Source organism: Streptomyces sp. NPDC051940, from assembly GCF_040680895.1.
Lineage (GTDB): Bacteria > Actinomycetota > Actinomycetes > Streptomycetales > Streptomycetaceae > Streptomyces.
Window position 1 is genome coordinate 106553 of the sequence record NZ_JBFAXR010000003.1, and the last position, 24854, is coordinate 131406.

The window sequence follows — 24854 nt, forward strand, 5'->3', positions numbered from 1 at the left end:
GGCGGACACCCGCAGCGGATTTTCCGCGGGGTGCGCGCCGTACGCGGACGGCCGCGTGGCAGGCGCACCGGGACGGCCGTGTGGTCGGCGCACCCGGACGGCCGCACGGCCGCGACGCCCGCGAGCTGTCAGGACTGCTTCTGCGGCGCGACCGGCGCCCCCGAGGTCACCGCCTTCGGCTCGGTACGCAGCACGCCCGCCCCCACCATGAGCCCCGCCGCCAGCACCGTCACCACGATGAACGACACGGTCAGCGACGACGCGTCAGCGATCCCGCCGATCGCGGCCGGGGCGATCAGGCTGGAGCTGTACGTGATGGTCGCGACGCCCGCGATCGCCTGGGCCGGCGCCGGACCGCGCCGCGCCGCCGCGCCGAACGCCAGCGGGACGGCCAGGGCGATGCCGATGCCGAGCAGACCGAAACCGGTCATCGCCTGGGGCGCGTTCTGAGCCGTGACGACCAGGACGCCGCCCACCGTGCCGACGACACCGCTGACCCGGACCGACCGGACGGGGCCGAAACGCTCCACGACCCGGTCGCCGAGCAGCCGGGTGACGGCCATCGTGAGGGCGAAGCCGGTGGTGCAGGCGGCCGCCAGACCGGGGGAGGAGTCCATGACCTGGCGCAGGTACACGGCCGACCAGTCCAGGCTCGCACCCTCCGCGAAGACCGAGCAGAAGCCCACGGCCCCGATGATGAGCGCCGACTTCGGCGGGAACGCGAAGTGCGGCGGCGGCTCCTCGTCCGGCTCGCTGCGCAGATCGAGCACCCAGTGGCAGACGGCGAGGCTGAGCGCGGTCAGCACGCAGGCCGCGACCGCGAAGTGCACCCGGGCGTCGAGGTCCGCGTGCGCGGCCACCGTGCCGGCGGCGGAGCCGGCCAGGGCGCCGGCGCTCCACATACCGTGCAGGCTCGACATGATGGGGCGGCCGTACCGGCTCTCGGTCTCGACGCCGAGCGCGTTCATCGCGACGTCGGCGGTGCCGGAGGTGGCGCCGTACAGGAAGAGCGCCGGCGCGAGCGTGAGCCCGCCGGGGGCGAGGGCCGGCGGGATCAGGGCCAGGCACCACAGCACCATCAGCCCGCGCAGCGCCGGGCGGGCGCCGAAGCGGTGGGTGATGCGGCCGGCGAGCGGCATGGCCGCGGCGGCACCGAGCGCGGGGAAGCAGAGGGCGAGGCCGAGCTCACCGGCGCTGATGCCGGTGTGGTCCTGTACCCAGGGCACGCGGGTGGCGAAGCTGCCGGTCACCGCCCCGTGCAGGGCGAAGACCACCGCGATGGCCACGCGGGCCCGACGTATGCCGGTGTCGTCCGTAGGCACGTGCTGTCGTCCTTTCAAGGTCTGGACCACCACCCTGTCGTACGACCTGCGGATCTGTCACGGGGTATTGCACGGGTCCGGAACAAACCCGTACGGTCGGGCAGGACATCCCACCTCCTACGTCCTAAGAGCTTGAGCCGCGTACTCCTGTCCGAGAAGGGACCATGGACCGACCGATGAACCGCAGACGCGTAATCAAGGCATCGGCCGCAGCCGCCGCGACGGCTGCGTTCACCCCGCTGGAGATGGCCCGCGCCGCCGCCCAGGACCGCGGCCCGTGCACGTCCTCCGTCCCGTTCCGCGCCGGGGAGGGCGGCTACCACACGTACCGCATCCCGGCGGTCGTCAAGACGCGCACCGGCGCGCTGCTCGCCTTCGCGGAGGGCCGCGTCGGGGGCTCGGGCGACACGGGCGGGATCGACCTCGTCGTCAGACGCTCGGCGGACGGCGGCTGCACCTGGGGCCCGTTGACGGTGGTCGCCGCGGGCCACGGCGACACCCGGGGCAACCCGGCGCCGGTGGTGGACCCGAGGACGGGCAGGCTGGTGCTGCTCAGCTCGTACAACAGCGGCAAGGTCACCGAGGCTCAGATCATGCGGGGCGAGGCCACGCCGGAGCAGAGCCGCAGGGTCTTCGTGCAGACGTCGGCCGACGACGGCCGCAGCTTCAGCGAGCCGCGGGAGATCACGGCGTCGGCGAAGCTGCCGCAGTGGCGCTGGTACGCCACCGGGCCTGGGCATGCCCTCGCGCTGACGCGCGGCCCGTACGCCGGCCGGCTGGTGGTGGCGTCGAACCATTCGACGTCCCCGCCGCCCGGGTCCGCGGACACGGGCCAGGAGGCGAAGTACTACGGCGCGCACGCGATCCACAGCGACGACGGGGGCGCGACGTGGCGGCTCGGCTTCGTGGACGACTCGTACGACGGGGTGACGAACAGCAACGAGTCCCTGGCGGCGGAACTCCCGGACGGCCGCGTGTACTTCACCTCCCGCGACCAGAACGGCGCGGAGCCGGGCAACCGCCTCGACGCGTACTCGCTGGACGGCGGGTCCACGCTGGCCCGCCCGTACGCGATGCAGCACGCCCTGGACGAGGTGCCGGTGGTCCAGTCCTCGGTCCTCCAGGTGCACGGCGACGCCGCGGCCCCGCTGCTCTTCGCGGGCCCGTCGAACCCGCTGGTCCGCGAGAAGCTCGCGGTGTGGCGCAGCGACGACGGCGGCGCGACGTTCACGAAGGCGCTGACGCTCTCGGCGCAGCGCGCGGCGTACTCGGACCTGGTCCAGCTCAACCGCTCGACGGTGGGGGTGCTGTACGAGACGGGGGTCGCGGGCCCGTACGAGACGATCGAGTTCCGGCGACTCGATCTGGCTGCTCTCACGGGCTAACCTGACGGTATGTCAGATACTCTCCCGGGTGCCGTCGCCGCCGCGAACGTGGCCGCCTTCTGGCGCGGCGTGGACGCCCATGACTGGGACCTCGTCGGATCGGTCCTGGCCCCGGACTTCGTCCGGATCGGAATGCGCGGCGACGAGTCCGACACGTGCCGCGGCCGCGAGGCGTACCTGCGCTTCGTGTCCGCGGTCGTGGGCCGCATGTACTTCCACGAACTGCGCTCACGCCGCACGTTCCTGAGCCCGGACGCCCGCTCGGCCCTGAACGAGGCGGTCGAGGTCATCCAGCCGACACCCGAGGCCCCACGCAACACGATGCGCTTCGCGAACGTGATGGAGCTGGACGCCGGTGGGCTGCTGACGCGGCTGGACATCTACTGGAAGACACCGTCGATCCAGCCTCCGGCGTGGATCGTGCCGGGTGCGGTGGGGGCGCCTTAGGCGGCGGCTGCCACCAGTTGGGCCGGCTTCGCCGCCCCCGCCGCGTGGTCGAGTCAGGGCGTCCGCGTGGCCGGCGCGCTCGACTCGAACCAGTGCGCGGCCAGCTTCGTGCAGCGGATAGCCGAACGGTGGCTCCCGGTCGGTGAGCAGGCGCAGGATGAACTCGGCTGTTCCGCAGTCGAAACGCTTCCAGTCTCCGTCGTCCTGCACCAGCACCGGCCAGCCGTCCGGATCGCCGGCGCCGGTGAGCCAGTGGAACGTCAGTTCCTGCTCGGACGTGCCCCACATCAGCACGCCGCCCGGAGCAGGGTAGACCGGATACGGGTGATAGAGGCCGGCGTACTGATGCATGTCCCGGCCCCATTCGACGAGGTCCACACTGACGGCGCCCGGCACCAGAAGACTCAAGTACTCGTCGAAGCTGCCCGCGCCGAATACATCGACGATCTCCTTGTAGTCGCTGGGCAGGGCGGTGCCCAGCGCGGATTCTGCGACCGCCCAGTCGACGGACTGCCGGTGCGGTGTCACCCATGCGGTGGCTGTCCGCAGGCGCTGCACCCATCCGGCATGGGGATCGGGCGCCGGTCGGTGAGCGGCGACGATAACGCCGCGCGGGCCGTCGCTTGCGGTGATCAAGCCGTATCCGAACCAGTGCTCGTTCAGCACCCACCCACGTAGCTCCATCACCTCGCCGTTGTCCGACCCCGCGGGCGGACCGTGGAATCCGGCAACGGCGGTGCCGGCAGTGACCAGCCGCTGCATGGGCTGGCGGGTCCAAGGAAGCGCCTCGACGGCGGCCCGCTCCAACTGGGCAAGGTCCCATCCGCCGCGAACGATGCAGATATGGCCGTCCCCGTGCCCGGGAAGCGGGCACCGCTGCTGAGACGCCAGGTCGAGCAGGGCGCGAATTCCTGAGCCATCCATGGACCTAGTCAACCTCAGGGCAGGACCGTCGAGCACCGTCCTGGGCCCCGCGCCGGCAGCATCCAGTCCCAGCTTGATCTGGCCGGTCAGGACGTCGTCCGGAGGCGGACCGCGGCCTCCTACGGGGTGGCGGAATAGCCCGGGCGGGCCACAAGCGCCGAGTTGAAGTAAGCGCACGACATCCGCGGCGGCTGCGGGGCGGCCCCGCTCGATCGCCTCCCGGCGACGGACCCGCAGGTGTGGACCGCATGACCGCCAACCCACCGGCCCACGCCCACATCACCGCCTGATCACAGTCGCCCGCAAGCCCTTGCACGCCCCTTGACCTCCACCCCCCATCCCGTTTACGTTCACCCGCGCCAGGACGTAGAACGTAGGACCTCCCACATACCGCCTCCCCACCCCGGACGGACCCGGGACGGGAGAGGCGGACGGATCCCCCTCACCAGGAGGCAGCAGCCGTGAACGTAACCCCGGCCCCCGCCAAGGGCGATGGCTTCGACCGCCGGAGCCTGCTGAAGTACACCGGCGCGCTGGGCGCCGCCGGTGCGGTCACCGTGAGCCTGTCCGCCTGCTCCGGCGGGCCGGAGTCCACCACGGACACCAGCGCCGACAAGGGGGGCAAGGTCGAGAACCTGACCGCCGTCATCGGCTACGGCAACGACGGCAGCTGGGACCCCACCCAGACCGCCTCCGCGTTCGCGATGGCCGGCAACCACCACATCTACGAGGGCCTCCTCGACACCGACCCCATCACCCGCGAGCCCTACGCCGCGCTCGCGACCGAGGTGCCCGCCGATCTCAACGCCACCAGCTGGAAGTTCACCCTGCGCGACGGCGCCAAGTGGCACGACGGGCAGCCCGTCACCGCCGACGACGTCGTCTTCACCTTCGAGCGGATCCTCGACCCGGGCACCCAGACCCTGGCCAAGGGCTTCTTCGCCAGCTGGCTGCAGGAGGTCCGGAAGGTCGACGACCGGTCCGTCGAGCTGGTGCTGAAGTTCGCCTTCCCCGAGGGCGCCCCGCGCCTGACGCTGGCGAAGATCATGCCGAAGCACGTCTACTCCCAGCCCGGCGCGTGGGAGGAGGCGACGAAGGGCAAGGCGATCGGCTCGGGCCCGTACAAGCAGACCGCCCACAACCCGAAGTCCAACACCACCTTCGCGGCGTTCGCCGACTACAACGGCCCCCGCAAGCCCGCCTTCAAGACGATGAACTGGCTGACCATCGTCGACGCGGCCTCCCGCGTCGCGAAGATCTCCGGCGGCAGCGCCGGCGCCCAGATCGCCGACAACGTCCCGTACGCCAACATCGACAGGCTGAAGTCCGGCGGGATGACCGTCGAGGGCGGCGCCGGCATGAACAACCTGTTCCTGATGTTCAACACCGCCCACAAGCCCTTCGACGACGTCCGCGTCCGCCAGGCACTGCACTACGCCATCGACCGGCCGAAGATGATCGAGGCCGCGCTCAAGGGCCACGGCAAGGGCGCGCAGTCCTTCCTCAACGAGGGCAACCCCTCCTTCCGCCCGGCGAAGACGGTCTACGAGTACGACCCGGAGAAGGCCAAGCAGCTGCTGGACGAGGCCGGGGTCAAGGGGCTGAAGATCAACCTGATGTCCGTCAACGTCTCCTGGATCGTCGACTGCCTGCCCACCATCAAGGCGTCCTGGGACGCCATCGGCGTCGAGACGACCCTGGAGCCGCAGGAGACGACCGCCGTGTTCACCAAGATGGACCAGAAGCAGGACTACCAGGTCGTGGCCGCCGCCTCGAACCCCAACCAGTTCGGCCTCGACGCCGACCTGATCATGCGCTACAACCACGGCCCCACCAACCTCTGGATGGGCTACGCCCGCTGGGGCGGCAGCTCGACCGCCAAGGAGCTGTTCAAGCTCATGGACGCGGCCACGCGGGAGCCGGACGCGGAGAAGAAGAAGACGATGATCCAGGAGTACATCGACATCGTCGCCGAGAACGCGGTGATCTACCCCGTCGTCCACAACGAACTCATGACGGCCTGGGACCCGGAGAAGCTGACGGGCATCACCGCCCAGCCCTACCCCGGCATCAACCTCCTCAAGGCCGGGCCCGCCTGATCCTGCCCGCACCGGCACGCCCGGGTTCACCGACAGAACCCGGGCCCCCGCCTCCGTAGAAGCAACGAACCCTCCCTAGGAGCCGCCCGTGGTCGCGATCGCCAGGATGCTGGCCCGCCGCACCGCCCTCCTCGTCCCACTGCTGCTGGGCATCGCGCTGTTCGTCTTCCTCGTGATGCGCTTCTCCGACAGCGATCCGGCCTCCGCGTTCTTCCAGGGCGCCAACCCGACCGAGGAGCAACTCCACCAGTTCCGCGAGGAGAACGGCCTCCTCGACCCGCTGCCCGTCCGCTACGTCCACTTCGTCGCGGATCTCGCGCAGGGCGACCTGGGCATCAGCGTGCTCCGGCGCACTCCGGTGTTGGACCAGGTCACCACCGCCCTGCCGCTCACCGTGCAGCTGACGTTCCTGGGCCTGGGCATCGCCGTCGTCCTGTCGCTGCTGCTCGGCACCACCGCCGCGATCTACCGCGACCGGCTGCCCGACCAGCTGATCCGCGTGGTCTCGCTGACCGGCGTGGCCGCGCCCGGCTTCTGGCTGGCGCTGCTGATGATCCAGTATCTGGCCGTCGACCGGGGCTGGTTCCCCACCAGCGGCTACATCAACCCGGCCGACTCGTTCAGCGGCTGGCTGGAGACGATGACCCTGCCGGCGTTCGCCCTGTCGCTGCCCGTCGCGGCGCAGCTGACGCGGATCGTACGGACGGCGATGGTCGAGGAGCTGGACAAGGACTACGTCCGCACGGCCATCGGCAGCGGGCTGCCACCGGTCGTGGTGGTGGGCCGCAACGTGCTGCGCAACGCGCTGATCAACCCGCTCACCGTCCTCGGTCTGCGCGTCGGTTACCTGCTCGGCGGCGCGGTCGTCATCGAGACCATCTTCGCCCTGCCGGGGATGGGCACCCTGATGATCAACGCGGTGCGGGACGGCGATCCGGCCGTCGTGCAGGGCGTGGTGCTCACCACGGCCGTCGGCTTCGTCGTGGTGAACCTCGCCATCGACATCCTCTACCTCCTGGTGAACCCGCGGCTGAGGAGTGCTGCCTGATGACGACGCTCCTGTCCCGGAAGAAGCTCGCCGAGGCGCTCTCCCGCCCCGGCGTGCGCCTGCGCCGCCTCCCCCTCCAGGCCCGGATCGCGAGCGCGGTCCTCGGCGTCGTCGTCCTGACGGCGCTCCTCGCCCCGCTGATCGCGCCCGGCGACCCGTACGAGCAGTCCGGCGTCTCCGGCGGGCCGTCCGCCGACCACTGGCTCGGCCAGGACAGCCTCGGCCGTGACATCCTCTCCCGGCTCATGTACGGCGCCCGCTGGTCGCTCGCCATCGGACTGGGCGCCACCGTGCTCGGCCTGATCGCGGGGGCGGTCCTCGGCGCCGTCGCCGCCACCTCCCGCAAGGCGGTCGACGAGGCCGTGATGCGCAGCCTCGACGTCGTCATGGCCTTTCCCGGCATCGCCCTGGCGGCCGTGCTGGTCGCGGTGTTCGGCGGTGGGCTGCCGGTGCTGATCTGCGCGATCGCCTTCCTCTACACCCCGCCCATCGCGCGGGTCGTACGGGCCAACGTGATGGACCAGTACGGCGAGGACTACGTCACCGCCGAGCGGATCGTCGGCGCCCGCGCGCCGCACATCATCGTCCGGCACGTGGCCATCAACTGCGCCGCGCCGATCCTCGTGTTCTGCACCGTGCAGGTGGCGGAGGCGATCGTCTTCGAGGCGTCGCTGTCCTTCATCGGCGCGGGGGTGCGCCCGCCCGACCCCTCCTGGGGGTCGGTCATCGCCGACGGCAAGAACATGGTGCTGATCGGCGGCTGGTGGGCGACCGTCTTCCCCGGCCTGCTGATGCTGGCGACGGTGCTGTCGCTGAACATCCTCGCCGAGGGCATCTCCGACGCGTGGGCGGCGCCCACCGCCCGCCGTAAGGAGATCCGCAAGGAGATCGGCGACAGCACGGAGGACCCGCTCGAGACCGCCCGGCCCGGCACCGGCACCGTCCTGGAACTGCCCGGCCTCGCCGAGGCCGCGCGACGGCTGCGCGCCCGCGCGCGGCCGCTGCCCGGCGGGGAGCCCGTGCTGTCCGTACGGGATCTCGCCATCGGCTTCGCCGACCGCCACGACGGCGTGGACATCGTCGACGGCATCAGCTTCGACGTCCGCCCGGGCGAAGTGCTCGGCCTGGTCGGGGAGTCCGGCTGCGGCAAGTCGCTGACCGCGCTCACCGTGATGGGGCTGCAGCCGGCGGACGCCCGGATCCGCGGCGGCATCGTCTTCGACGGACAGCAGCTCGTCGGCATGCCCGCCCAACGCCGCCGACGGCTGCTGGGACACGACATGGCGATGGTGTACCAGGACGCCCTGTCGTCCCTGAACCCGGCGATGACCGTCCGCGCCCAGCTGAAGCAGCTGATCCGGCGCGGGGGCGCCCGTACCGCCGTCGAACTGCTCGAACTCGTCGGCCTCGACCCGCAGCGCACCCTGCGCAGCTACCCGCACGAGCTGTCCGGGGGCCAGCGCCAGCGCGTCCTCATCGCCATGGCCCTGTCCCGCAACCCCAAGTTGATCGTCGCCGACGAGCCGACGACCGCCCTCGACGTCACCGTCCAGGCCCAGGTCATCGAGCTGCTGCTGCGGCTGCGCGCCGAACTGGGCTTCGCCCTCATCCTGGTCAGCCACGATCTGGCGCTCGTCGCCGACGTGACCGACCGGGTGGTGGTGATGTACGGCGGGCAGATCGTCGAGACCGGCGTCACCGCCGACCTCGTCGAGGCCCCCGCCCACCACTACACGCGCGGGCTGCTGGGATCGGTGCTGTCGCTGGAGTCCGGCGCGGAGCGGATGACGCAGATCAAGGGTGTCGTACCGTCGCCTGCGGACTTCCCCCGGGGCTGCCGGTTCGCCGACCGCTGCCCGCTCGCGAGCGCCGTCTGCCACCGCGAGGCCCCGTCGCTCGCCGGCGACGGCGTCCGGCACGCGGCGGCCTGTCACCACCCGGCCGAGAACCTCGTGCCGGCCGGCGCACTCACCGAGAGCGTGCCGCCGGCACGGACGAGGAACGAGGCCCTGTCATGACCGACCTGATCACGAGGAACGAGGCCCTGTCATGACCGACCTGATCACGCTGACCGACGCCCACGTGGTGCACAAGGCCCGCTCCGGCGGCCTGTTCGGCCGCGACCGGGTCCACGCCCTGACCGGCGCGTCCCTCACCGTCGCCGAGGGGGAGACCGTCGGCGTCGTCGGCGAGTCCGGCTGCGGCAAGTCCACCCTGGCCAAGGTGCTGGTGGGCGTGCAGAAGCCGACCGCCGGGACGGTGGCGCTGCGCGGGGCCGACCTGTGGTCGATGGCCGGCGCCGCCCGCCGGTCGGCCGTCGGCCGCGGGATCGGGATGATCTTCCAGGACCCGTCCACCGCCCTCAACCGCCGGCTGCCCGTACGCCAGATCCTGCGCGATCCGCTCGACGTGCACCGCGTCGGCACGTCCGCCGCGCGCGACGCCCGGGTGCGGGAGCTGATGGAGCTGGTCGGACTGCCGCCGGTGCTGGCCCAGGCGCTGCCCGGACAGCTCTCCGGCGGCCAGCGCCAGCGCGTCGCCATCGCCCGCGCCCTGGCCCTGGACCCCGCCCTCGTCGTGGCCGACGAGCCGACCAGCGCGCTCGACGTCTCCGTACGCGCGCAGATCCTGAACCTCCTCCTCGACCTGAAGGAACGCCTGGGCCTCGCCCTGGTCTTCGTCTCCCACGACATCCAGACGGTGCGGCGGATGAGCGACCGCGTCGTCACCATGTATCTGGGCAGAATCGTCGAGGAGGCGCCCGCGTCCGCGTCCGGCGCGCGGCACCCGTACACCCGGGCGCTGTTCTCCGCTACGCCCGGGCTGCTCGACCCGATCGACCCGATCCCGCTCGTCGGTCCCGTGCCCTCGGCCACCCGGCCGCCGAGCGGCTGCCCGTTCCGTACCCGCTGCTGGAGGGCGAGCGCCGTGTGCGCGGCGGCCATGCCGGAGTTCGAGGGGGCCGACGCCCACCGCTACCGCTGCCACCACCCCGTGTCCGCCGACGAGTCCACCGTCGCACTGGTTGCCCAGGCCAAGGAGAGCGCATGACACTTCCATCCCGTCTGACCGGCGTCGTCCCGCCCGTCTGCACACCCCTGACGCCGGACTACGAGGTGGACACCGCCTCCCTGATCCGACTGGTCGACCATCTGGTGGAGGGAGGCTCCGACGGACTCTTCATCCTCGGCTCGACGTCCGAGGTCGCGTATCTCCCGGACCGGCAGCGGCGGACCGTGATCGACACCGTCGTGGGCCATGTGGCCGGACAGCTGCCGGTGCTCGCCGGCGTCATCGACATGACGACCCTGCGGGTGGTGGAGCACGCGCGCACCGCGCTCGCCGGCGGCGTGGACGCCCTTGTCGTCACCGCGCCCTTCTACACGCGCACCCATCCGGCGGAGGTCGCCCGCCACTTCCGCGAGGTCGCGGCGCGTACGGGGGCCCCCGTCTTCGCGTACGACCAGCCCGTCTCCGTACCGCTGAAGCTGCCCTCCTCCCTGATCACCGAGCTGGCCGGGGAGGGTGTGCTGGCGGGGCTGAAGGACTCCAGCGGCGACGAGGGCTCCTTCCGCGCGGTGGTACTGGCCGCCCGTGAGCTGTCCGGCTTCAGCGTGCTGACCGGCTCCGAACTGACCGTCGACAGCGCGCTGGCGATGGGCGCGGACGGTGTCGTCCCCGGTCTCGGCAACGTCGACCCGGCGGGGTACGTGCGGCTGTACCGGGCGGCGCGGGCCGGGGACTGGGAGGAGGCGCGGGAGGAACAGGAGCGGCTGCTGGCGCTGTTCCGCATGATCCACGCGGGGGATCCGGGGCGGATGGGGATGAGCTCCTCGGCCCTGGGCGCGTTCAAGGCGGCGCTGCATCTGCGGGGGATCATCGACTGCCCGGTGACTGCCGTGCCGCAGATCCCCCTGTCGGGGAGCGAGGTGGAGTACGTGGGGAAGCACCTGGCGGCGGCGGGGCTGCTGTAAGGGGCGGGCGCCGCGCAGGTGTGCCGCGGCGCCCGCTCAGCCCGCCCGCAGGCGCTCCTCCACCACCACCGAGTCCAGAGCCTCCCGCCCCTCGGGCGACGGCATGTCCGGCAGCCAGGTCGCGCCCTGCGCCTCGTCGAGTACGACGTGCAGGGCGGCCACGTCCGCCGCCAGCCGCTCCCGGTCGGGTGCCCCCGGTACGGCGCCGAGCGCACCGTGCTCCGCCGCGACCTTGGCGGCGATCAGCTCGCCGACGTACGACGGGGTCTCGCGCACCTGCTCGGCCAGCGACGGCAGATGGGCCAGCACGGACCCGGAGCGCATCAGGTGGATGCCGGTGAGCAGCACCCGCAGGGTGTACAGCAGCGGCTTCAGCTCGCCGGACTTCTCGAACAGGCCCCACTGGGTGCGGGCGAAGCCGCGGTAGTGGTGGGCGTGGTGCCGGGTGACGAGGCCCGGCGCGAGGTCGGCCATCGCCTCGTGGGCGGGGGTGGAGTGGACGACGAGCGGCGAGAGGAGCTGCTCCAGCACATAGCCGTTCCGCTTGAGCAGCAGCCGGGCGAACTTGGCCAGGTCGTGCGTGACCAGGTCCATCTCCACACCGTCCTCGTCCCACATCCGGCTGACGGTCTCGCGGGGCGCGCGCAGGCCGATGACCTCGCGCAGGGACAGCAGATGGCAGCCGCGCAGATCGATGTCGGAGTCGTCGGACGGGAAGCCGTAGAGGTGCGCGCCGGAGACGGTGGCGAAGACGACGGCGTGCTCGTACGCGCCGACGACCTCCGCCAGCCCCGCCTCCGGCACGCCCGCCGCGGTCAGTACGTCGGTCATCGCCCCAGCCTCCTTCTCCGTACGGACATCAGCCATCACTCCAGCCCTCTTCTCCGTACGGACATCAGCCACGCCTCCACGCGCGCCGTGTCCGGCTCCTCCGGCAGCGGGGAGTGCTCGAGCGCGGCGTCGACACCCCGCACCAGCTCACCGCGCCAGGCCAGGACGTCGTCCCAGTCCGTCTCGCCGCGCCCGACCGCGAGCAGCCGCTCGCGGTACGGGCCCACGCCGATGTCCATCCCGCCGGTCCGCAGCAGGTGCTCCGCGCTGAGGAGCAGCCGCAGCAGATGCAGCACGTGCTTCCACTTCGGCCCCCCGTCCCGCTCCCGGCGCGACTCGGCCCTCGCCAGCTGCCGGTCGGCGTAGCGGCCGAAGGTCCGGTGCACGCGGCGGGACAGGAACGCGGGCCCGAGGGCGCGCAGTTCCTCGCCGAGCTCCGTGCACCGCTCGACGACCGGCGAGTGCAGCACCTCGAGCAGATTGGGGTTCCCGGCGAGCGCGAGTGCGCAGAAGCGCTCCACCTCCCAGCTGAACTGCTCGTCCAGCGGCCCCTCCACATGCGTGGGCGGCTTGGCCAGCCGCCAGAAGTCGGCGGTGGGCGCGACGTACACCCCCCGCCGGTCGGTGTCGGACGCGTCGGTGTCCAGCCCGAAGGACCGCGACCCGGCCACGACGGCCAGGATCGTGTGCTTGACGACCAGTTCTTCCGCGTACGACATGGGCCCATGGTGACCGCGCGGGTCACCATGGGCCACCGGATTATCCGGGCCGCCTACCGGGGCCGGACGTTGTGGTTGCCGGCGAGGAGGTTGGCCGGGTCGTGCGCCCGCTTCACCGCGGCGAGGCGCTCGTACGTCTCCCGCGGGTAGACCGCCGCCACGTCCTCCTCCGCCGCGGAGGCCAGGAAGTTCGCGTACGCGCCCGACACGTGGGGTGCGAGACGGGACCAGAGGGCGTCCAGCGCGGGGCGGGCCGCCTCCAGCGCCGGCGCCGGGCCGGCCGTCGTCGTCACCAGCATCAGCTCCGCCCCGCGGTGCGCGTACGCCGTCGCGTCCGCCGGTACGCGCGACACCGCGCCGCCGACGCTCCGTACGACGATGAACGGCGACCCCGGGGCCGCCCCGGTCTCGGTCAGGATCCGCAGCACCTCGGGCACCGACCCGCCGCCGGCGAAGGCGCTGCGCGTCACGAGCCGGATGCCCGGCGGCGGGGTGAGCCCGTCCTCGAGGGTGTCCGGGTACGGCTTGAGCACCACGCTGTCGTCGAGCACCGTGCCGAGCCGGCGGATCGGGTCGATCGCCTCGGCCGCGCGCTCCGGGTCGTCGCCGTCGAAGGCCACGAGGATCTCCACCGGAGCGTTCGGCCCGCCCGCGAAGGGGTTGGCGAACGTCGCGATGGTGGTGAGGTCCTCGGTCGCCGTCCGCATGTACGCCGCCCAGCCCTGCAGCACCTGCGCCGCCTCCGCCGCCGGGAAGGAGATGCGGCCGTGGAACACGTCCGTCGTCCGGTGCGCCGCGAACTCGAACGCGGTGACGATCCCCGCGTTCCCGCCGCCCCCGCGCAGCGCCCAGAACAGCTCCGGGTTCTCCGCCGCGCTCGCCCGCAGCACCTCGCCGCCGGCCGTGACGACCTCCGCGGCCACCACGGCGTCCAGCGCCAGGCCGTACTTGCGCGCCTTCCAGCCGATGCCCCCGCTGAGCGTCAGCCCTCCGACCCCGACGCTCTTGGTGTCGCCCGACGAGATCGCCAGTCCGTGCGGGGCGAGGACGGCCGCGACCTGCCCCCAGGTGGCGCCGCCGCCTATGCGGACGAGCCCGCGCTCCTCGTCCACCACCTCCACGTCCGAGAGGTGGCCGAGGTCGATCACCACACCCCCGTCGTTGGTGCCGAAACCGGGGAAGCTGTGGCCGCCGCCGCGTACGGACAGCGCAAGGCCCGAACCGGCGGCGAAGCGCACGGCGGCCTGCACGTCCGCGACGCGTTTGGGCCGCAGCACCCAGGCGGGGCTGCCCTCGACCAGCACGGAGCGGCGGGCTGTCGCGTACTCCGCGGCGTCCGGCCCGATGATGTCCCCGCCGAAGTCGCGGCGGAGGGTTTCCAGCGATGCGTTCACGGTGTTCCTTTCAAGGCGATGGTCGGACACTCCGTGCGGCGTCCTGACGAACACGAGATGCCGCCGCCACGGGCCGTGTGACGGCGGCGGGATGTGACGTATGCCACCGGGGCCGCCTGTCACAAACGAGTGGGGACCGGCATCCCGTGTGTGACACCGTCAAGATCCGAGAGTCAGGAGCCGGGCAATGGACGAACGCGACGAGCGGACGACGGACGAGCAAAGGGCCGGCGAGCCGCCGCCCGGCGGCGCCGCGGACGCCGCCACCGCGTCCTTCGTCGCCCACCGCAACCTGCTCTTCACCGTGGCCTACGAGATGCTCGGCTCGGCCGCCGACGCGGAGGACGCTCTGCAGGAGACCTGGCTGCGCTGGTCCGCGGTCGACCTGGACACGGTGCGGGACCACCGCGCTTACCTCGTACGGATCGCCACCCGCCAGGCCCTGATGCGGCTGCGCACCCTGGGCCGGCGCAAGGAGACCTACGTCGGCCCCTGGCTGCCCGAGCCGCTGCTGACCGTGCCCGACGTGGCGGAGGACGTCGAGCTGGCGGACAGCGTCTCGATGGCGATGCTGCTGGTGCTGGAGACCCTCGGGCCGACCGAGCGCGCGGTGTTCGTGCTGCGCGAGGTGTTCGACGTGCCGTACGACGAGATCGCCGAGGCCGTCGACAAGACCCCGGCCGCCGTACGCCAGATCGCCCACCGGGCCCGGGCCCACGTCTCGGCGCGCCGCCCGCGCGGCGACGTCACGGCGGCCGAGACGAAGGACGCCCTCGAAGCGTTCAAGCAGGCGCTCGAAACAGGCGACCTGCAGCGCTTCCTCGACGTCCTCTCGCCGGACGTCGTCCTGCTGTCCGACGGCGGCGGGGTCGTCCGGGCCCTCACGGAGCCCATCGTCGGCGCCGACCGGGTGGCCGCCCTGCTGGCGAACCGGCCGGACGGGGAGGGCCCCTCGGGGCCGCTGTGGCCGGCGCTGGTCAACGGCCACCCCGCCCTGGTCATCCACCGGGACGGGGAGGTCGACACCGTCCTGGCGCTGCGCATCGACAACGGGCTGGTCACCGGGCTGTACGTGGTCCGCAATCCGGAGAAGCTGTCGCACATGAAGCAGGAGACGGCCCTGCGCCGCTGAGGGGCTCCGGCACGACGACGGGGGCGCCGGTGCGAACCGGCGCCCCCTCTGCCGTACGGGCCCGGAGCCGGGTGTGGCGTCCTCAGCGCGAGCTCGGAGCCGGCTCCGGCGCCCTCAGCCCGGCTGCGGCCTCCTCAGCCCAGCTGCGGTGCCACCGCCGACGCGATCAGCTCCAGATGGTCCAGGTCCGACAGGTCCAGGACCTGCAGATAGATCCGCTGGGAGCCCACCTCCTGCCACTGGCCGATCCGCTCCACGACCTCCGCCGGCGTGCCGGCCAGGCCGTTCTGCCTCAGCTCGCCGACCTCGCGGCCGATGGCCGCCGCCCGGCGGGCCACCTCCGCGTCGTCCTTGCCGACGCAGACCACGAGGGCGTTGGAGTAGACGAGTTCCCCGGGGTCCCGGCCGGCCTCCCGCATCGCCTCCCGCACCCGGCCGAACTGGGTCCGGGTCTCCTCGAGGGAGCCGAAGGGCATGTTGAACTCCGAGGCGAACCGGGCCGTCAGCGCGGGCGTGCGCCGGGCGCCGTGCCCGCCGACGAGCACCGGGATCCGGTACTGGGCGGGCTTGGGCAGGGCGGGGGAGTCCTTGAGCCGGTAGTACGTGCCGTCGAAGTCGAACGTCTCGCCCGGCGGCGTCTCCCACATCCCGGTGATGACGGCCAGCTGCTCCTCCAGCCGGCCGAACTTCTCCCTCGGGAAGGGGATCCCGTACGCCGTGTGCTCCGCCTCGAACCAGCCCGCGCCGAGCCCGAACTCCACCCGGCCGCCGGACATCTGGTCCACCTGCGCGACCTGGATCGCCAGCACGCCGGGCAGCCGGAAGGTGCCGGCGGTCATCAGCGTTCCGAGCCGGATCCGCCGCGTCTCGCGGGCCAGCCCGGCCAGCGTGATCCAGGCGTCCGTCGGGCCGGGCAGACCGCTGACGTCGCCCATGTGGAGGTAGTGGTCGGAGCGGAAGAACGCGCTGAAGCAGCCGAGGTCCTCGGTCGCCTTCGCGACGGTGAGCAGCGTGTCGTAGGTGGCGCCCTGCTGGGGTTCGGTGAAGATGCGAAGATCCATGCGATTCATTCTGCGCCCGGCGGCGGGCGGGGCGTCGGCGGGCCCCGCGCATGTTGCGGGGAGTTCACCCGGCGCCGGAACCCGGCCGTCCGCGGGTCCGGCACCGGGAAGTTCGTCCGCGCTTCTCGGATAGTGGAATTCCGTGCGCGGCGCGGTCCGGCAGGCGGAGGCTGACCGCATGGTCGACACGTCTCTCTACGCCGCCTTCGTCGTCGCCGCGCTGGCGCTGTGCCTGTCGCCGGGGCCCGACATGCTCTTCATCGTCGCGATGGGCGGCCGCGGCGGCCCGGCCACCGGGGTGATGGCGGCCGTGGGCGTGGCCACCGGGGCCTTCGTCCACGCGCTGGCGGCGATGCTGGGCCTGTCGGCGCTGTTCACCTCGCTCCCGGCGCTCTACCACGCGCTGCGCTGGGCCGGTGCGGCCTATCTGGTGTGGCTGGCCGTCAAGGCGTTCCGGGACCGCTCCGACACGCTCGCGGAGGGCTCCGGCGGTACGACAGCGGGCGCGCCGCGCCCGGCGCGGGCCCGGGCCTTCTGGCAGGGCATGGTCACCAACCTGCTGAACCCCAAGGTCATCCTCTTCAACGTGGCGTTCCTGCCCCAGTTCGTGAACCCCGGACTCGGCCATGTGGCGGGACAGTTGCTGATCCTCGGCGTGACCCTGACCGTGCTCGGCCTGCTGGTCGACGGCACCGTCGGCCTGCTGGCCGGCCGCCTCTCCCACAGCCTGCGCCGCAGCCGCCGCTTCGCCCGCGCGCTGAGCGTCTTCAGCGGCACGGTCTTCGCGGGGCTGGCGGCGCGGCTGGTGGTGGCGCCGGAGTAGGAGGCGGCGGCCGTGCGGCCTCCCGCTCCGGTCCTGCGGGCCGTCAGCTCCCGTTGCGGGCCAGCCAGTACTGGCTCTGGATCTCACCGGGGCTGATCGCCCGGTCGAGGAACATCAGGCTGTCCATGCGGCAGTTGCACGGGTTGCCCTCGCGCGTGTTCTGCGGGTAGCTGCCGCCGATCTTGATGCCGCGCGGATCCGTCGCCGACGCGAGGTCCGGCTCCGGGAGGCCCCCGACGGCCCACGGGTCGTCGTCGCGGACGTAGAAGCCCGGCACCGGCTCGCCGTTGCGGTAGAGGGCCATCGTGCCCTTGTCGAAGTCGAACGTCGCCGCCAGGAACACCCACTCGCCCTTGGGCAGCAGCGACTGCCAGGGCGCCTCGGCCGCGAAGGTCTGCGAGTTGGCGCCGTCGACACGGCGGCCCAGCGCGACGAGCTTCATCTCGCCGTTGACGTTGATCAGCTCCAGCAGGGCCCGTACGTCGTGGCCGTTGGAGTTGCCGGAGAGCACGCCCGCGAGGCCGATCGCGCCGTACTTGGTGGTGGGGGAGTTGGGGCTCGGGTTCTCGCCGGTCATCTTGAACCAGCCCATGACCGTCGTCTGCTTCGCCCCGTTGAAGGCGCGCAGGCTGGGCACGCCGTCCGCGCCGTACACGCCCGCCTTCCAGTCGTCGTTGCTCGACACGCCCGGGCTGACCTGCTGCAGCTGCACCGCCGTCCCGCTGCCGGGGAAGGCCGCGTCCGGCACCCGCATCTGCTCGCCGCCGTTGACCAGGCGGATGTCCGTGCCGGAGAAGCCCTGGTCCGCCTCCATCGCCGGATCGGCGGCGGAGGGGTGGCCGAAGTCGTAGTACGCGACCAGATCGGGCTTCAGGCTCGGCAGTACGTCCGGCACGGGCAGCCCCGCCTCCGCCGCGCTGCCCACGGGCGCTGCCGCGACCAGGGCGAAGAGGGCGGTGGCTAGCGTCAACCGGATTCGCACGATCCTGCGCATGAGGCTCACCTCGTGTCTCGGGTCCGCCAGAAAGCGCTTCCCAGTAAGCGCTTGCGCCAACGTACTGAGCGCGCTGCCGGTGGGCAAGACCCGTGCCGGGAGTGCCGACCGGTCGAACAAGGCGGGGTGACACGACGACGGGCCGACCGCCCCGGATGGACTTTCGGGGCGGGTTCTTGAACTTCCGGGCGGCCCCCGTTGACATCCGCGGGCCGCCCGGGAGATCAATAGCGGGTGTCGAAGAACGTCGTACTGATCTGCGTCGACCAGTGGCGCGGCGACTGCCTGTCCGCCGCCGGCCACCCCGTCGTCCGCACCCCGCACCTGGACGAGCTGGCCGCCCGCGGCACCCGCTTCGCCCGCGCCTACTCCGCCACCCCCACCTGCGTCCCGGCCCGCGCCGCCCTGCACACCGGTCTGTCGCAGACCGGGCACGGGCGCGTCGGCTACGAGGACGGCGTGGCCTGGACGCCGTACGACACGACGCTCGCCGGCAGCTTCCGCGCGGCCGGGTACCAGACGAAGTGCGTCGGCAAGATGCACGTCTACCCCGAGCGCCACCGCCTCGGCTTCGACGACATCGAGCTGCACGACGGCTACCTGCACCAGGCCCGGATCGGCGGCCGGGACCCGCGCGGCCACGACGACTACCTGGGCTGGCTCGCCGACCAGGCCGGCACCGGCGCCGCCGAGGACTACACGGACCACGGCCTGAACTGCAACTCCAACGTGGCCCGCCCCTGGGACAAGCCCGAACGCCTGCACCCGACCAACTGGGCCACCATGCGCGCGGTCGACTTCCTGCACCGCCGCGACACCACCGCGCCGTTCTTCCTGTTCCTCTCCTACCACCGCCCGCACCCGCCGTACGACCCGCCGGACTGGGCGTTCCAGCAGTACCTCGCCGCCCCGGCCGGGGACGGCCCGCCCGTCGGCGACTGGGAGGACGACTACGCCGCCTGGCGCCGCGACGGCGTGCACGACGCGTTCGTCGGCCGGATGGACCCCGTCAGCTGGCAGCGGGCGCGCGCCGGCTACTACGGGCACATGGCGCACATCGATCTGCAGATCAACCGCTTCCTGCAGTCGCTGGCCGAGTTCGGGCTGCAGGACGACACCGTCGTCGCCTTCGTCTCCGACCACGGCGAGATGCTCGGCGAGCACGGCATGTGGCGCAAGGGCTATCCGTACGAGGGCTCGGCCCGGGTGCCGTTCCTGGTGGCCGGCCCCGGCGTGCCGCAGGGCGCGGTGTGCGAGGAGGTCGTCGAACTGCGGGACGTGATGCCGACGCTGCTGGACGCGGCGGGCGTGGCCGTACCGGAGACGGTCGAGGGCCGCAGCGCGCTGCCGGCCGCGCGCGGGGAGGGCGAGCTGCGGCCGTGGCTGCACGGCGAGCACGTGCTCTTCGGCCAGTCGCTGCAGTGGCTCACCGACGGGCGCGAGAAGTACGTCTGGCGCTCGGGCGACGGGCTGGAGCAGCTCTTCGACCTCGCCGCCGACCCGGGCGAGCTGACCAACCTGGCCGCCGACCCCGACGCCGCGCCCCGGCTGAAGCTCTGGCGCGAGCGGCTCGCCGGTGAGCTGGCCGGCCGGCCCGAGGGCTTCGCCGACGGCGGGGAGCTGGTGCCGGGGCGGCCCGTGGATCCGGTGCTCCCGGGGCTGCGGGCGGCGGCGGCCGACTCCCTCCAAGGTGTCCTTTAGTCGACCCCAAGTGCCGCTTATCCCCAGCTAGTTGGCGGTCTTGACACGCCCTTGACAGGTGTGAGCCCTGGTTCGAAGCTGACTGCAGCTCGACGAACGGTTCTGTCTGCACCATCCCGTCGAATAGCTGGAGGACCCATGTCCGCTCTCATCTGCAGCCTCAAGCACAGCAAGTACGTCGTCGGCTCCCTCGCCGCCGTCTTCTTCAGCACCTGCTCGGGTTCCTGACTCCATGACAGCGGGCCGGCGGTGCGAACCGCCGGCCCGCTGTTCCTTGATCAGCTGCCGAACCGGACCGAAGGGGCGGGGATGCTCGAGACCGGGATCCGACAGATGCGCACCGTGCTGTCCATGGTGCTGGGGCGGCGTTTCGACGTCACTTCCCTGGAACGGCTGGTGGCCGACGCCCGCGCCACGCTCGCCGAGTTCGGCGCCCCCGGCACGGACGTCGAGGACGTGCTCGACGGCCCGTACGCCGACCCGGCCATGCGCCGCAGCCTGCAGGACCGGGCCCTGGCCCGGACCGCGGAACGGCTCGACCGGCTCGCCCCGTTCTACCGCGAGCGGTTCGCCGCCGCGGGCGTGGACGCCCGGAAGATGACGACGGAGACGATCGAGCGGGTGCCGCCGACCGTCAAGGCGGACCTCGCCGCCCGCGCGGCGGACTTCCTGTGCGCGCCGCGCCATCTGGCCACCCGCACCACCGGCACCACCGGCCGGCCCACCGAGGTCTGGCTCTCCCGGCACGAGATCGAGCTCTGGCCGGCGCTCATCGCCATCGGCCTCGTGCTGCGGGCCGAGATCACCGACCGCGACGTCATGGCGCTGCACATCAGCCTGCGGGCCACCGCCGCCGTCCAGGAGGACGTGCGCGCGCTCGCGCTCATCGGCGCCGGGATCCGGCTGATCGGTCTCGTACCCCCGGACGAGACCATCGACGACCTCCTCGACGACCACGGCGGGCAGCCCACCACCGTCCTGTCGACCTATCCGAGCTATCTCGCCGAACTCGTCACCGCCGCTCGGCGCCGTGGCCTGCGCCCCGACGACTTCCCGTTGCGCAGCGTCGTCGTCGCCGGCGAACCGCTCACCGCGGCCCTGTGGACCACTGCGTCTGACACCTTCGGCGCCCGGATCAGCGACACCTTCGGCATGACCGAGCTGCTTCCGGCCGGCGGCCGCACCTGCTCGCACCGCCATCTGCACCCCGACGCGAACATGGGATACGCCGAGGTCCTCGACCCGGACACCGGCGAGCCGGCCGAGCCGGGCGCGATCGGCACCCTCGCCGTGACGCCCTACTACCCGTACCGCGAGTGCATGCCGGTGTTCCGCTACGACACCCGCGACCTGGTGCGCCGGCTGCCCGACGAGCCGCTCGGCTGCGACCAGGCGGGCATGCCCGCCACCGGTCAGATCCTCGGCAAGGCGAGCCAGGCGCTGCGCACCGCCGACGGCCTCGTCACCCCGCGCGACATCGCCGAGGCGCTGGACGCGCTGCCCGGCGGCGTCTGGCCGTGGCGGTGGGCCGCCCGGCTGGACGAGGGCCGGGTCCACCTCACCGTGCCCCGGTCGAACCTGGCCGGGCTGGACCGGGCCGACCTCGTCAAGGGCCTCGCCGACGCGGGCATCGACGCCGCGGTGGAGGTGGCGGACCTGGACGCCGACGCCGCGCGGCGGCTGCGGCCGCTGCGTTCGGATCTGCGCGAGACCACGTTCACTCGGGGGGCGAAGTGAGCGCACAGCAGACGGTCTTCCTCATGGCGATGACCCTCGCCTTCTCGCTTGCCGCCGCGGGCTTCGCGGTGCTGTTCTTCCGCCGGGTGCGGCTGCCGCGGCCCGCCATCGGGGTGTTCAACGGCCGCGACGTCGTGATCATGCTGGGCTTCGTGGTGGTCCTGCCGTACCTCTATCTGGGCCTGCCGTCCTGGCTGGTCCCCGTGGTCCTCGGCCTCGCCTTCGCGGGCGGGCTGACCATCGGCTACGGCACGGTGGTGGCACGCGCGCGGGTCCGCTGGCTGTGCATCCTCGCGCTGCTGGCCGCCGACTTCACCGCCTCGCGGTTCGCGGAGGACTCCTGGCCGGCCGCGGGCCCGTACTGGGTGCTCAACAGCGCCCTCGTGCTCACCCTGATCGTCTCCGCCGCCAACCTCAGCGCCCAGGGCGGGCTGCGACTGGTCCACGTGTCGTGGTTCGCGCTGGCCCTCGCGGTGTACGACGCGTTCTTCGCGACCGTGGTCCCGCTGACCCAGGAACTGGCCGACGCCATGCAGGGCTACGCGTTCGCGCCGTCCGCGTCGATCCGGATCGGGGACCTCGGGGCGTTCGTCGGGATGGGCGACCTGCTGGTGTACGCCCTGTTCACGACGGTCGCGTACAAGGCGTACGGGCGTACGGGGCTGCGGACCTCGCTCGCTCTTGTCGTCCTGCTGGGCTGTGTGGTCACGCCGCTCACGCCCGTCGTGTGGGAGGCGTTCACCGGGCATCTGCCCTCGCTGGTCCCGGCGCAGATCTTCTTCGGGCCGGCGGCGTTCGTGGCGTGCCGGGTGCTGCGCGCGAAGGCGGGGGAGGAGCGGCGGATGGTGGAGGTCCTGCCCGCCCTCAGCCGCCCAGTGACCGCTTCATGACCTTGCCCATGTCGTTGCGCGGCAGCTCCGCGAGGAAGCGGACCGCCCGCGGGCGCTTGTGCGGGGCCAGGGTGCGGGCGACGTGGTCCGCGAGCTCCTGCGGCGCGGGCGGTTCGCCCGCCGGGACGATCCAGGCGACGATCCGCTCCCCGAGGTCGTCGTCGGGCTCGCCCGTGACCGCCGCCTCGGCGACCGCCGGGTGCTCGAGGAGGGCGTTCTCGATCTCACCCGCGCCGATCTTGTAGCCGCCGCTCTTGATCAGGTCCGTGGCCCGCCGCCCCACGATGCGATAGCGGCCCGCCGCGTCCCGCACCGCCATGTCGCCGGTGCGGAACCAGCCGTCGCGGAACGCCGCTTCGGTGGCGTCGGGCCGGTTCAGATAGCCGGAGAAGAGGTTCGGGCCGCGCACCTCGATCTCCCCGACCGTCTCCGCGTCGGCGGCCTCCAGCGGACTGCCCGCGTCGTCCACCAGCCGCGCCCGGACCGACGGCAGCGGCACGCCGACCGTGCCGGCCCCGTCCGGGTCCCCGGGCAGCACGCTGGTGTTCATCAGGGTCTCCGTCATGCCGTACCGCTCCACCACCCGCCGCCCCGTGGCCGCCGTGAGGAGCCGGTGGTCGCGCAGCGGCAGCGCCGCCGAGCCCGACACCAGCAGCCGCGCCCCGGCCAGCGCCTTGACCAGCTCCGGGTCGTCCGCCAGGCGCTCCGCGAGCCGGTGGTACATCGTCGGTACGCCGAACAGCACCGTCCCGCCGTCCGCGAACGCCTCCGTCACGCCCTCGGGGGAGAACCGGCCCAGATGGCGCACCGTACCGCCGCGGCGCAGCGGGCCCAGCACGCCCAGGATCAGTCCGTGCACGTGGAACAGCGGCAGCGCGTGCACCACGGTGTCGGCGTCCGACCAGCCCCACACCTCGGCCAGGTCGTCGAGCGTGGCCGTCACCGCGCGGTGGGAGAGGACGACGCCCTTGGGCGGTCCGGTGGTGCCGGAGGTGTAGACGACGAACGCGGGGGTCTCGGGGTCGACCGCGGCCCGGGGCGCCTCGGCGTCCCCCGTGAGCGCCACGTCGAGGCGCGTGAGCCCCGCGAGCCCCGCGGGCAGCTCCGCGCCGGCCGCCGCCAGCACGGCCTCGGGGGCGCTGTCGCCCGCGATGTGCGTCAGCTCCCGCTCCCCGGTCCGCGGGTTGACCGGCACCACGGCCACCCCGGCCAGCAGCCCCGCCACCACGGCCACGGCCGTCTCCGGCTCCGGCGTCGCCCACACCGCGACGCGCCGGACCCCGGCCAGCCGGCGGACCAGGGCGCCCGCGGCGGTGGCCAGTTCGCCGTACGTCAGGGTCGTGTCGCCGAAGCGCAGCGCCGGGCGCTGCGGGGTGCGGTGCAGGGCGGGGAACAAGCGGCACTCCTCGGTCGGGTCGCGTACAGGGTTCAGCGAACCACAGCAGGCCGCGGTCCGGGGCGCGGACCGCGGCCTGTGAAGTCGTGGGGGGTGCCCTGGCGGCGTACCGCCGAGGGTCCTAGAGGTTGGCGTCCAGGAACGCCTGCGCGGGCGCCGAGTCCGTGCGGTACTCGAGGTTCGGCCCGTCGCAGCGGTAGCTGAACGTCCAGGTGTTGATGCCGACCACGGTGTTCCCGTGGAACAGCGGACCGCCGGAGTCACCGAAGCAGACGCTCTTCGTGATCTTCACGAACCGGTCCGGGAACGCGTCGTGCTCGGTGATCACCGAGACGTCGCGGAAGCTGCGCTTCGCGTCGAAGACGGTGATCGCCTTCGGCGAGCCCGCGCTGCCCGTGATGAACGCGTCCGTGCCGTAGCCGACCGGGGTGAGCGTGACGGACGTCAGGTCGAGACCGTCCAGATAGCCCGCCGTGGCGACCGCGGCCGGAGTGACGCCCGGCACCGGGGCCTTGAGGAAGATCAGGGCGATGTCCTCGTGGCCGGGGGACAGGAAGCCCTCCTTGGAGTTGCCGCTGCCCGGATCGGCGGTCAGCCAGTCCGGATGCAGGACGATGCGCTGGGCCGCCGCCGACCCGGCCTTCGTCTCGTCGGCCTGTACGGCGAAGGACACGCTGAGGTCGTCCACACCCAGACCCGGCGCCCCGACGGGCGCGGTGAAGAAGTCCAGGCAGTGCGAGGCCGTGAGCACCACGTCGGGCCTGATGAGCGTCCCGGAGCAGAACACCGGGAACTGCCCGTTGCCCACGCTCGCCTGGAGCGCGCCCACGGCGGCGTAGCGGTTCGCGTTGTCGTCCGTACCGCCGACTATGGCGCTCGCCGGCGAAGCGGTGGCGAACAGGCTGAGCGCCGCGGCGGCGGCAAGCAGGGCAGTCGATCTGAGCTTTGTGAGCATGAATCTCTCCCCTTGTGCGTTT

20 protein-coding genes are annotated in these 24854 nt (G+C 72.6%); 12 read left to right on the forward strand and 8 right to left on the reverse strand.

The genetic code is table 11. The annotated features are described in order from the left end of the window. Nucleotides 1–128 precede the first annotated feature (128 nt). Nucleotides 129–1322, reverse strand: a complete 1194-nt coding sequence (locus AB0M28_RS02500; protein WP_365396424.1) for an MFS transporter — start codon at nt 1320–1322, stop codon at nt 129–131. A 245-nt stretch (nt 1323–1567) separates the two neighbouring features. Between AB0M28_RS02500 and AB0M28_RS02505 the strand changes: the two genes are divergently transcribed. The 7 genes from AB0M28_RS02505 (at nt 1568) to AB0M28_RS02535 (ending at nt 11199) form a co-directional block, all read left to right on the forward strand. Beyond that, the gene (locus tag AB0M28_RS02505) at nt 1568–2707 is read left to right on the forward strand and encodes a sialidase family protein (RefSeq protein WP_365396656.1); all 1140 of its coding nucleotides are present in this window, start codon (nt 1568–1570) and stop codon (nt 2705–2707) included. A gap of 9 nt (nt 2708–2716) precedes the next feature. Next, entirely contained in the window at nt 2717–3154 is a 438-nt protein-coding gene (locus AB0M28_RS02510; RefSeq protein WP_365396427.1) for a nuclear transport factor 2 family protein, read from the forward strand. A 1385-nt stretch (nt 3155–4539) separates the two neighbouring features. Beyond that, nucleotides 4540–6177, forward strand: a complete 1638-nt coding sequence (locus AB0M28_RS02515) for an ABC transporter substrate-binding protein (RefSeq protein ID WP_365396430.1) — start codon at nt 4540–4542, stop codon at nt 6175–6177. An 88-nt stretch (nt 6178–6265) separates the two neighbouring features. Next, the gene (locus AB0M28_RS02520) at nt 6266–7225 is read left to right on the forward strand and encodes an ABC transporter permease (RefSeq protein ID WP_365396433.1); all 960 of its coding nucleotides are present in this window, start codon (nt 6266–6268) and stop codon (nt 7223–7225) included. Continuing rightward, nucleotides 7225–9243 (forward strand): dipeptide/oligopeptide/nickel ABC transporter permease/ATP-binding protein, encoded by a 2019-nt coding sequence (locus AB0M28_RS02525; RefSeq protein WP_365396436.1) that lies wholly within the window; start codon nt 7225–7227, stop codon nt 9241–9243. Before AB0M28_RS02520 ends, AB0M28_RS02525 begins: the two co-directional genes overlap by 1 nt. A gap of 31 nt (nt 9244–9274) precedes the next feature. After that, entirely contained in the window at nt 9275–10276 is a 1002-nt protein-coding gene (locus AB0M28_RS02530) for an ABC transporter ATP-binding protein (protein ID WP_365396439.1), read from the forward strand. Continuing rightward, nucleotides 10273–11199: a dihydrodipicolinate synthase family protein gene (locus AB0M28_RS02535; protein WP_365396442.1), complete on the forward strand. Its 927-nt coding sequence runs from the start codon at nt 10273–10275 to the stop codon at nt 11197–11199. Before AB0M28_RS02530 ends, AB0M28_RS02535 begins: the two co-directional genes overlap by 4 nt. 36 nt (nt 11200–11235) lie before the next feature. Here the strand turns inward: AB0M28_RS02535 and AB0M28_RS02540 are convergent, their stop codons facing one another. From AB0M28_RS02540 to AB0M28_RS02550, 3 genes are read right to left on the reverse strand one after another with little or no spacing between them, the layout of a single operon-like run. Continuing rightward, the gene (locus AB0M28_RS02540; protein WP_365396445.1) at nt 11236–12030 is read right to left on the reverse strand and encodes a nucleotidyltransferase domain-containing protein; all 795 of its coding nucleotides are present in this window, start codon (nt 12028–12030) and stop codon (nt 11236–11238) included. A 35-nt stretch (nt 12031–12065) separates the two neighbouring features. Then, nucleotides 12066–12749, reverse strand: coding sequence for a nucleotidyltransferase domain-containing protein (locus AB0M28_RS02545; RefSeq protein ID WP_365396448.1), 684 nt, complete (start codon nt 12747–12749; stop codon nt 12066–12068). Between the two features lie 53 nt (nt 12750–12802). After that, nucleotides 12803–14143 carry an FAD-binding oxidoreductase gene (locus AB0M28_RS02550; RefSeq protein WP_365396451.1) on the reverse strand — a complete coding sequence of 447 codons (1341 nt, stop codon included), beginning with the start codon at nt 14141–14143 and terminating at the stop codon, nt 12803–12805. 187 nt (nt 14144–14330) lie between these two features. Between AB0M28_RS02550 and AB0M28_RS02555 the strand changes: the two genes are divergently transcribed. Then, nucleotides 14331–15275 (forward strand): RNA polymerase sigma-70 factor, encoded by a 945-nt coding sequence (locus AB0M28_RS02555; RefSeq protein WP_365396454.1) that lies wholly within the window; start codon nt 14331–14333, stop codon nt 15273–15275. A gap of 134 nt (nt 15276–15409) precedes the next feature. On the opposite strand, the gene AB0M28_RS02560 is transcribed toward AB0M28_RS02555, so the two are convergent. Then, entirely contained in the window at nt 15410–16336 is a 927-nt protein-coding gene (locus tag AB0M28_RS02560) for an LLM class F420-dependent oxidoreductase (protein ID WP_365396456.1), read from the reverse strand. A gap of 178 nt (nt 16337–16514) precedes the next feature. Here AB0M28_RS02560 and AB0M28_RS02565 point away from each other — a divergent pair, with 178 nt between their 5' ends. Then, nucleotides 16515–17159 (forward strand): LysE family translocator, encoded by a 645-nt coding sequence (locus tag AB0M28_RS02565; RefSeq protein WP_365396459.1) that lies wholly within the window; start codon nt 16515–16517, stop codon nt 17157–17159. A 43-nt stretch (nt 17160–17202) separates the two neighbouring features. Here the strand turns inward: AB0M28_RS02565 and AB0M28_RS02570 are convergent, their stop codons facing one another. Beyond that, entirely contained in the window at nt 17203–18153 is a 951-nt protein-coding gene (locus tag AB0M28_RS02570) for a LamG-like jellyroll fold domain-containing protein (protein ID WP_365396462.1), read from the reverse strand. Nucleotides 18154–18387: 234 nt separating this feature from the next. On the opposite strand from AB0M28_RS02570, the gene AB0M28_RS02575 reads away from it, so the two are divergent. From AB0M28_RS02575 to AB0M28_RS02585, 3 genes are all read left to right on the forward strand, one after another. After that, nucleotides 18388–19854: an arylsulfatase gene (locus tag AB0M28_RS02575; protein WP_365396465.1), complete on the forward strand. Its 1467-nt coding sequence runs from the start codon at nt 18388–18390 to the stop codon at nt 19852–19854. A 309-nt stretch (nt 19855–20163) separates the two neighbouring features. Continuing rightward, nucleotides 20164–21591 (forward strand): AMP-binding protein, encoded by a 1428-nt coding sequence (locus tag AB0M28_RS02580; RefSeq protein ID WP_365396468.1) that lies wholly within the window; start codon nt 20164–20166, stop codon nt 21589–21591. Then, entirely contained in the window at nt 21588–22481 is an 894-nt protein-coding gene (locus AB0M28_RS02585; RefSeq protein ID WP_365396471.1) for a hypothetical protein, read from the forward strand. Before AB0M28_RS02580 ends, AB0M28_RS02585 begins: the two co-directional genes overlap by 4 nt. Here the strand turns inward: AB0M28_RS02585 and AB0M28_RS02590 are convergent. Further along, nucleotides 22456–23877, reverse strand: a complete 1422-nt coding sequence (locus AB0M28_RS02590) for an acyl-CoA synthetase (RefSeq protein ID WP_365396474.1) — start codon at nt 23875–23877, stop codon at nt 22456–22458. The two genes, AB0M28_RS02585 and AB0M28_RS02590, sit on opposite strands and share 26 nt — an antisense overlap. Nucleotides 23878–23998: 121 nt before the next feature. Next, on the reverse strand, nt 23999–24832 hold the full coding sequence (locus tag AB0M28_RS02595; protein ID WP_365396477.1) for a trypsin-like serine protease: 834 nt from the start codon (nt 24830–24832) through the stop codon (nt 23999–24001). Between the last annotated feature and the right edge of the window lie 22 nt (nt 24833–24854).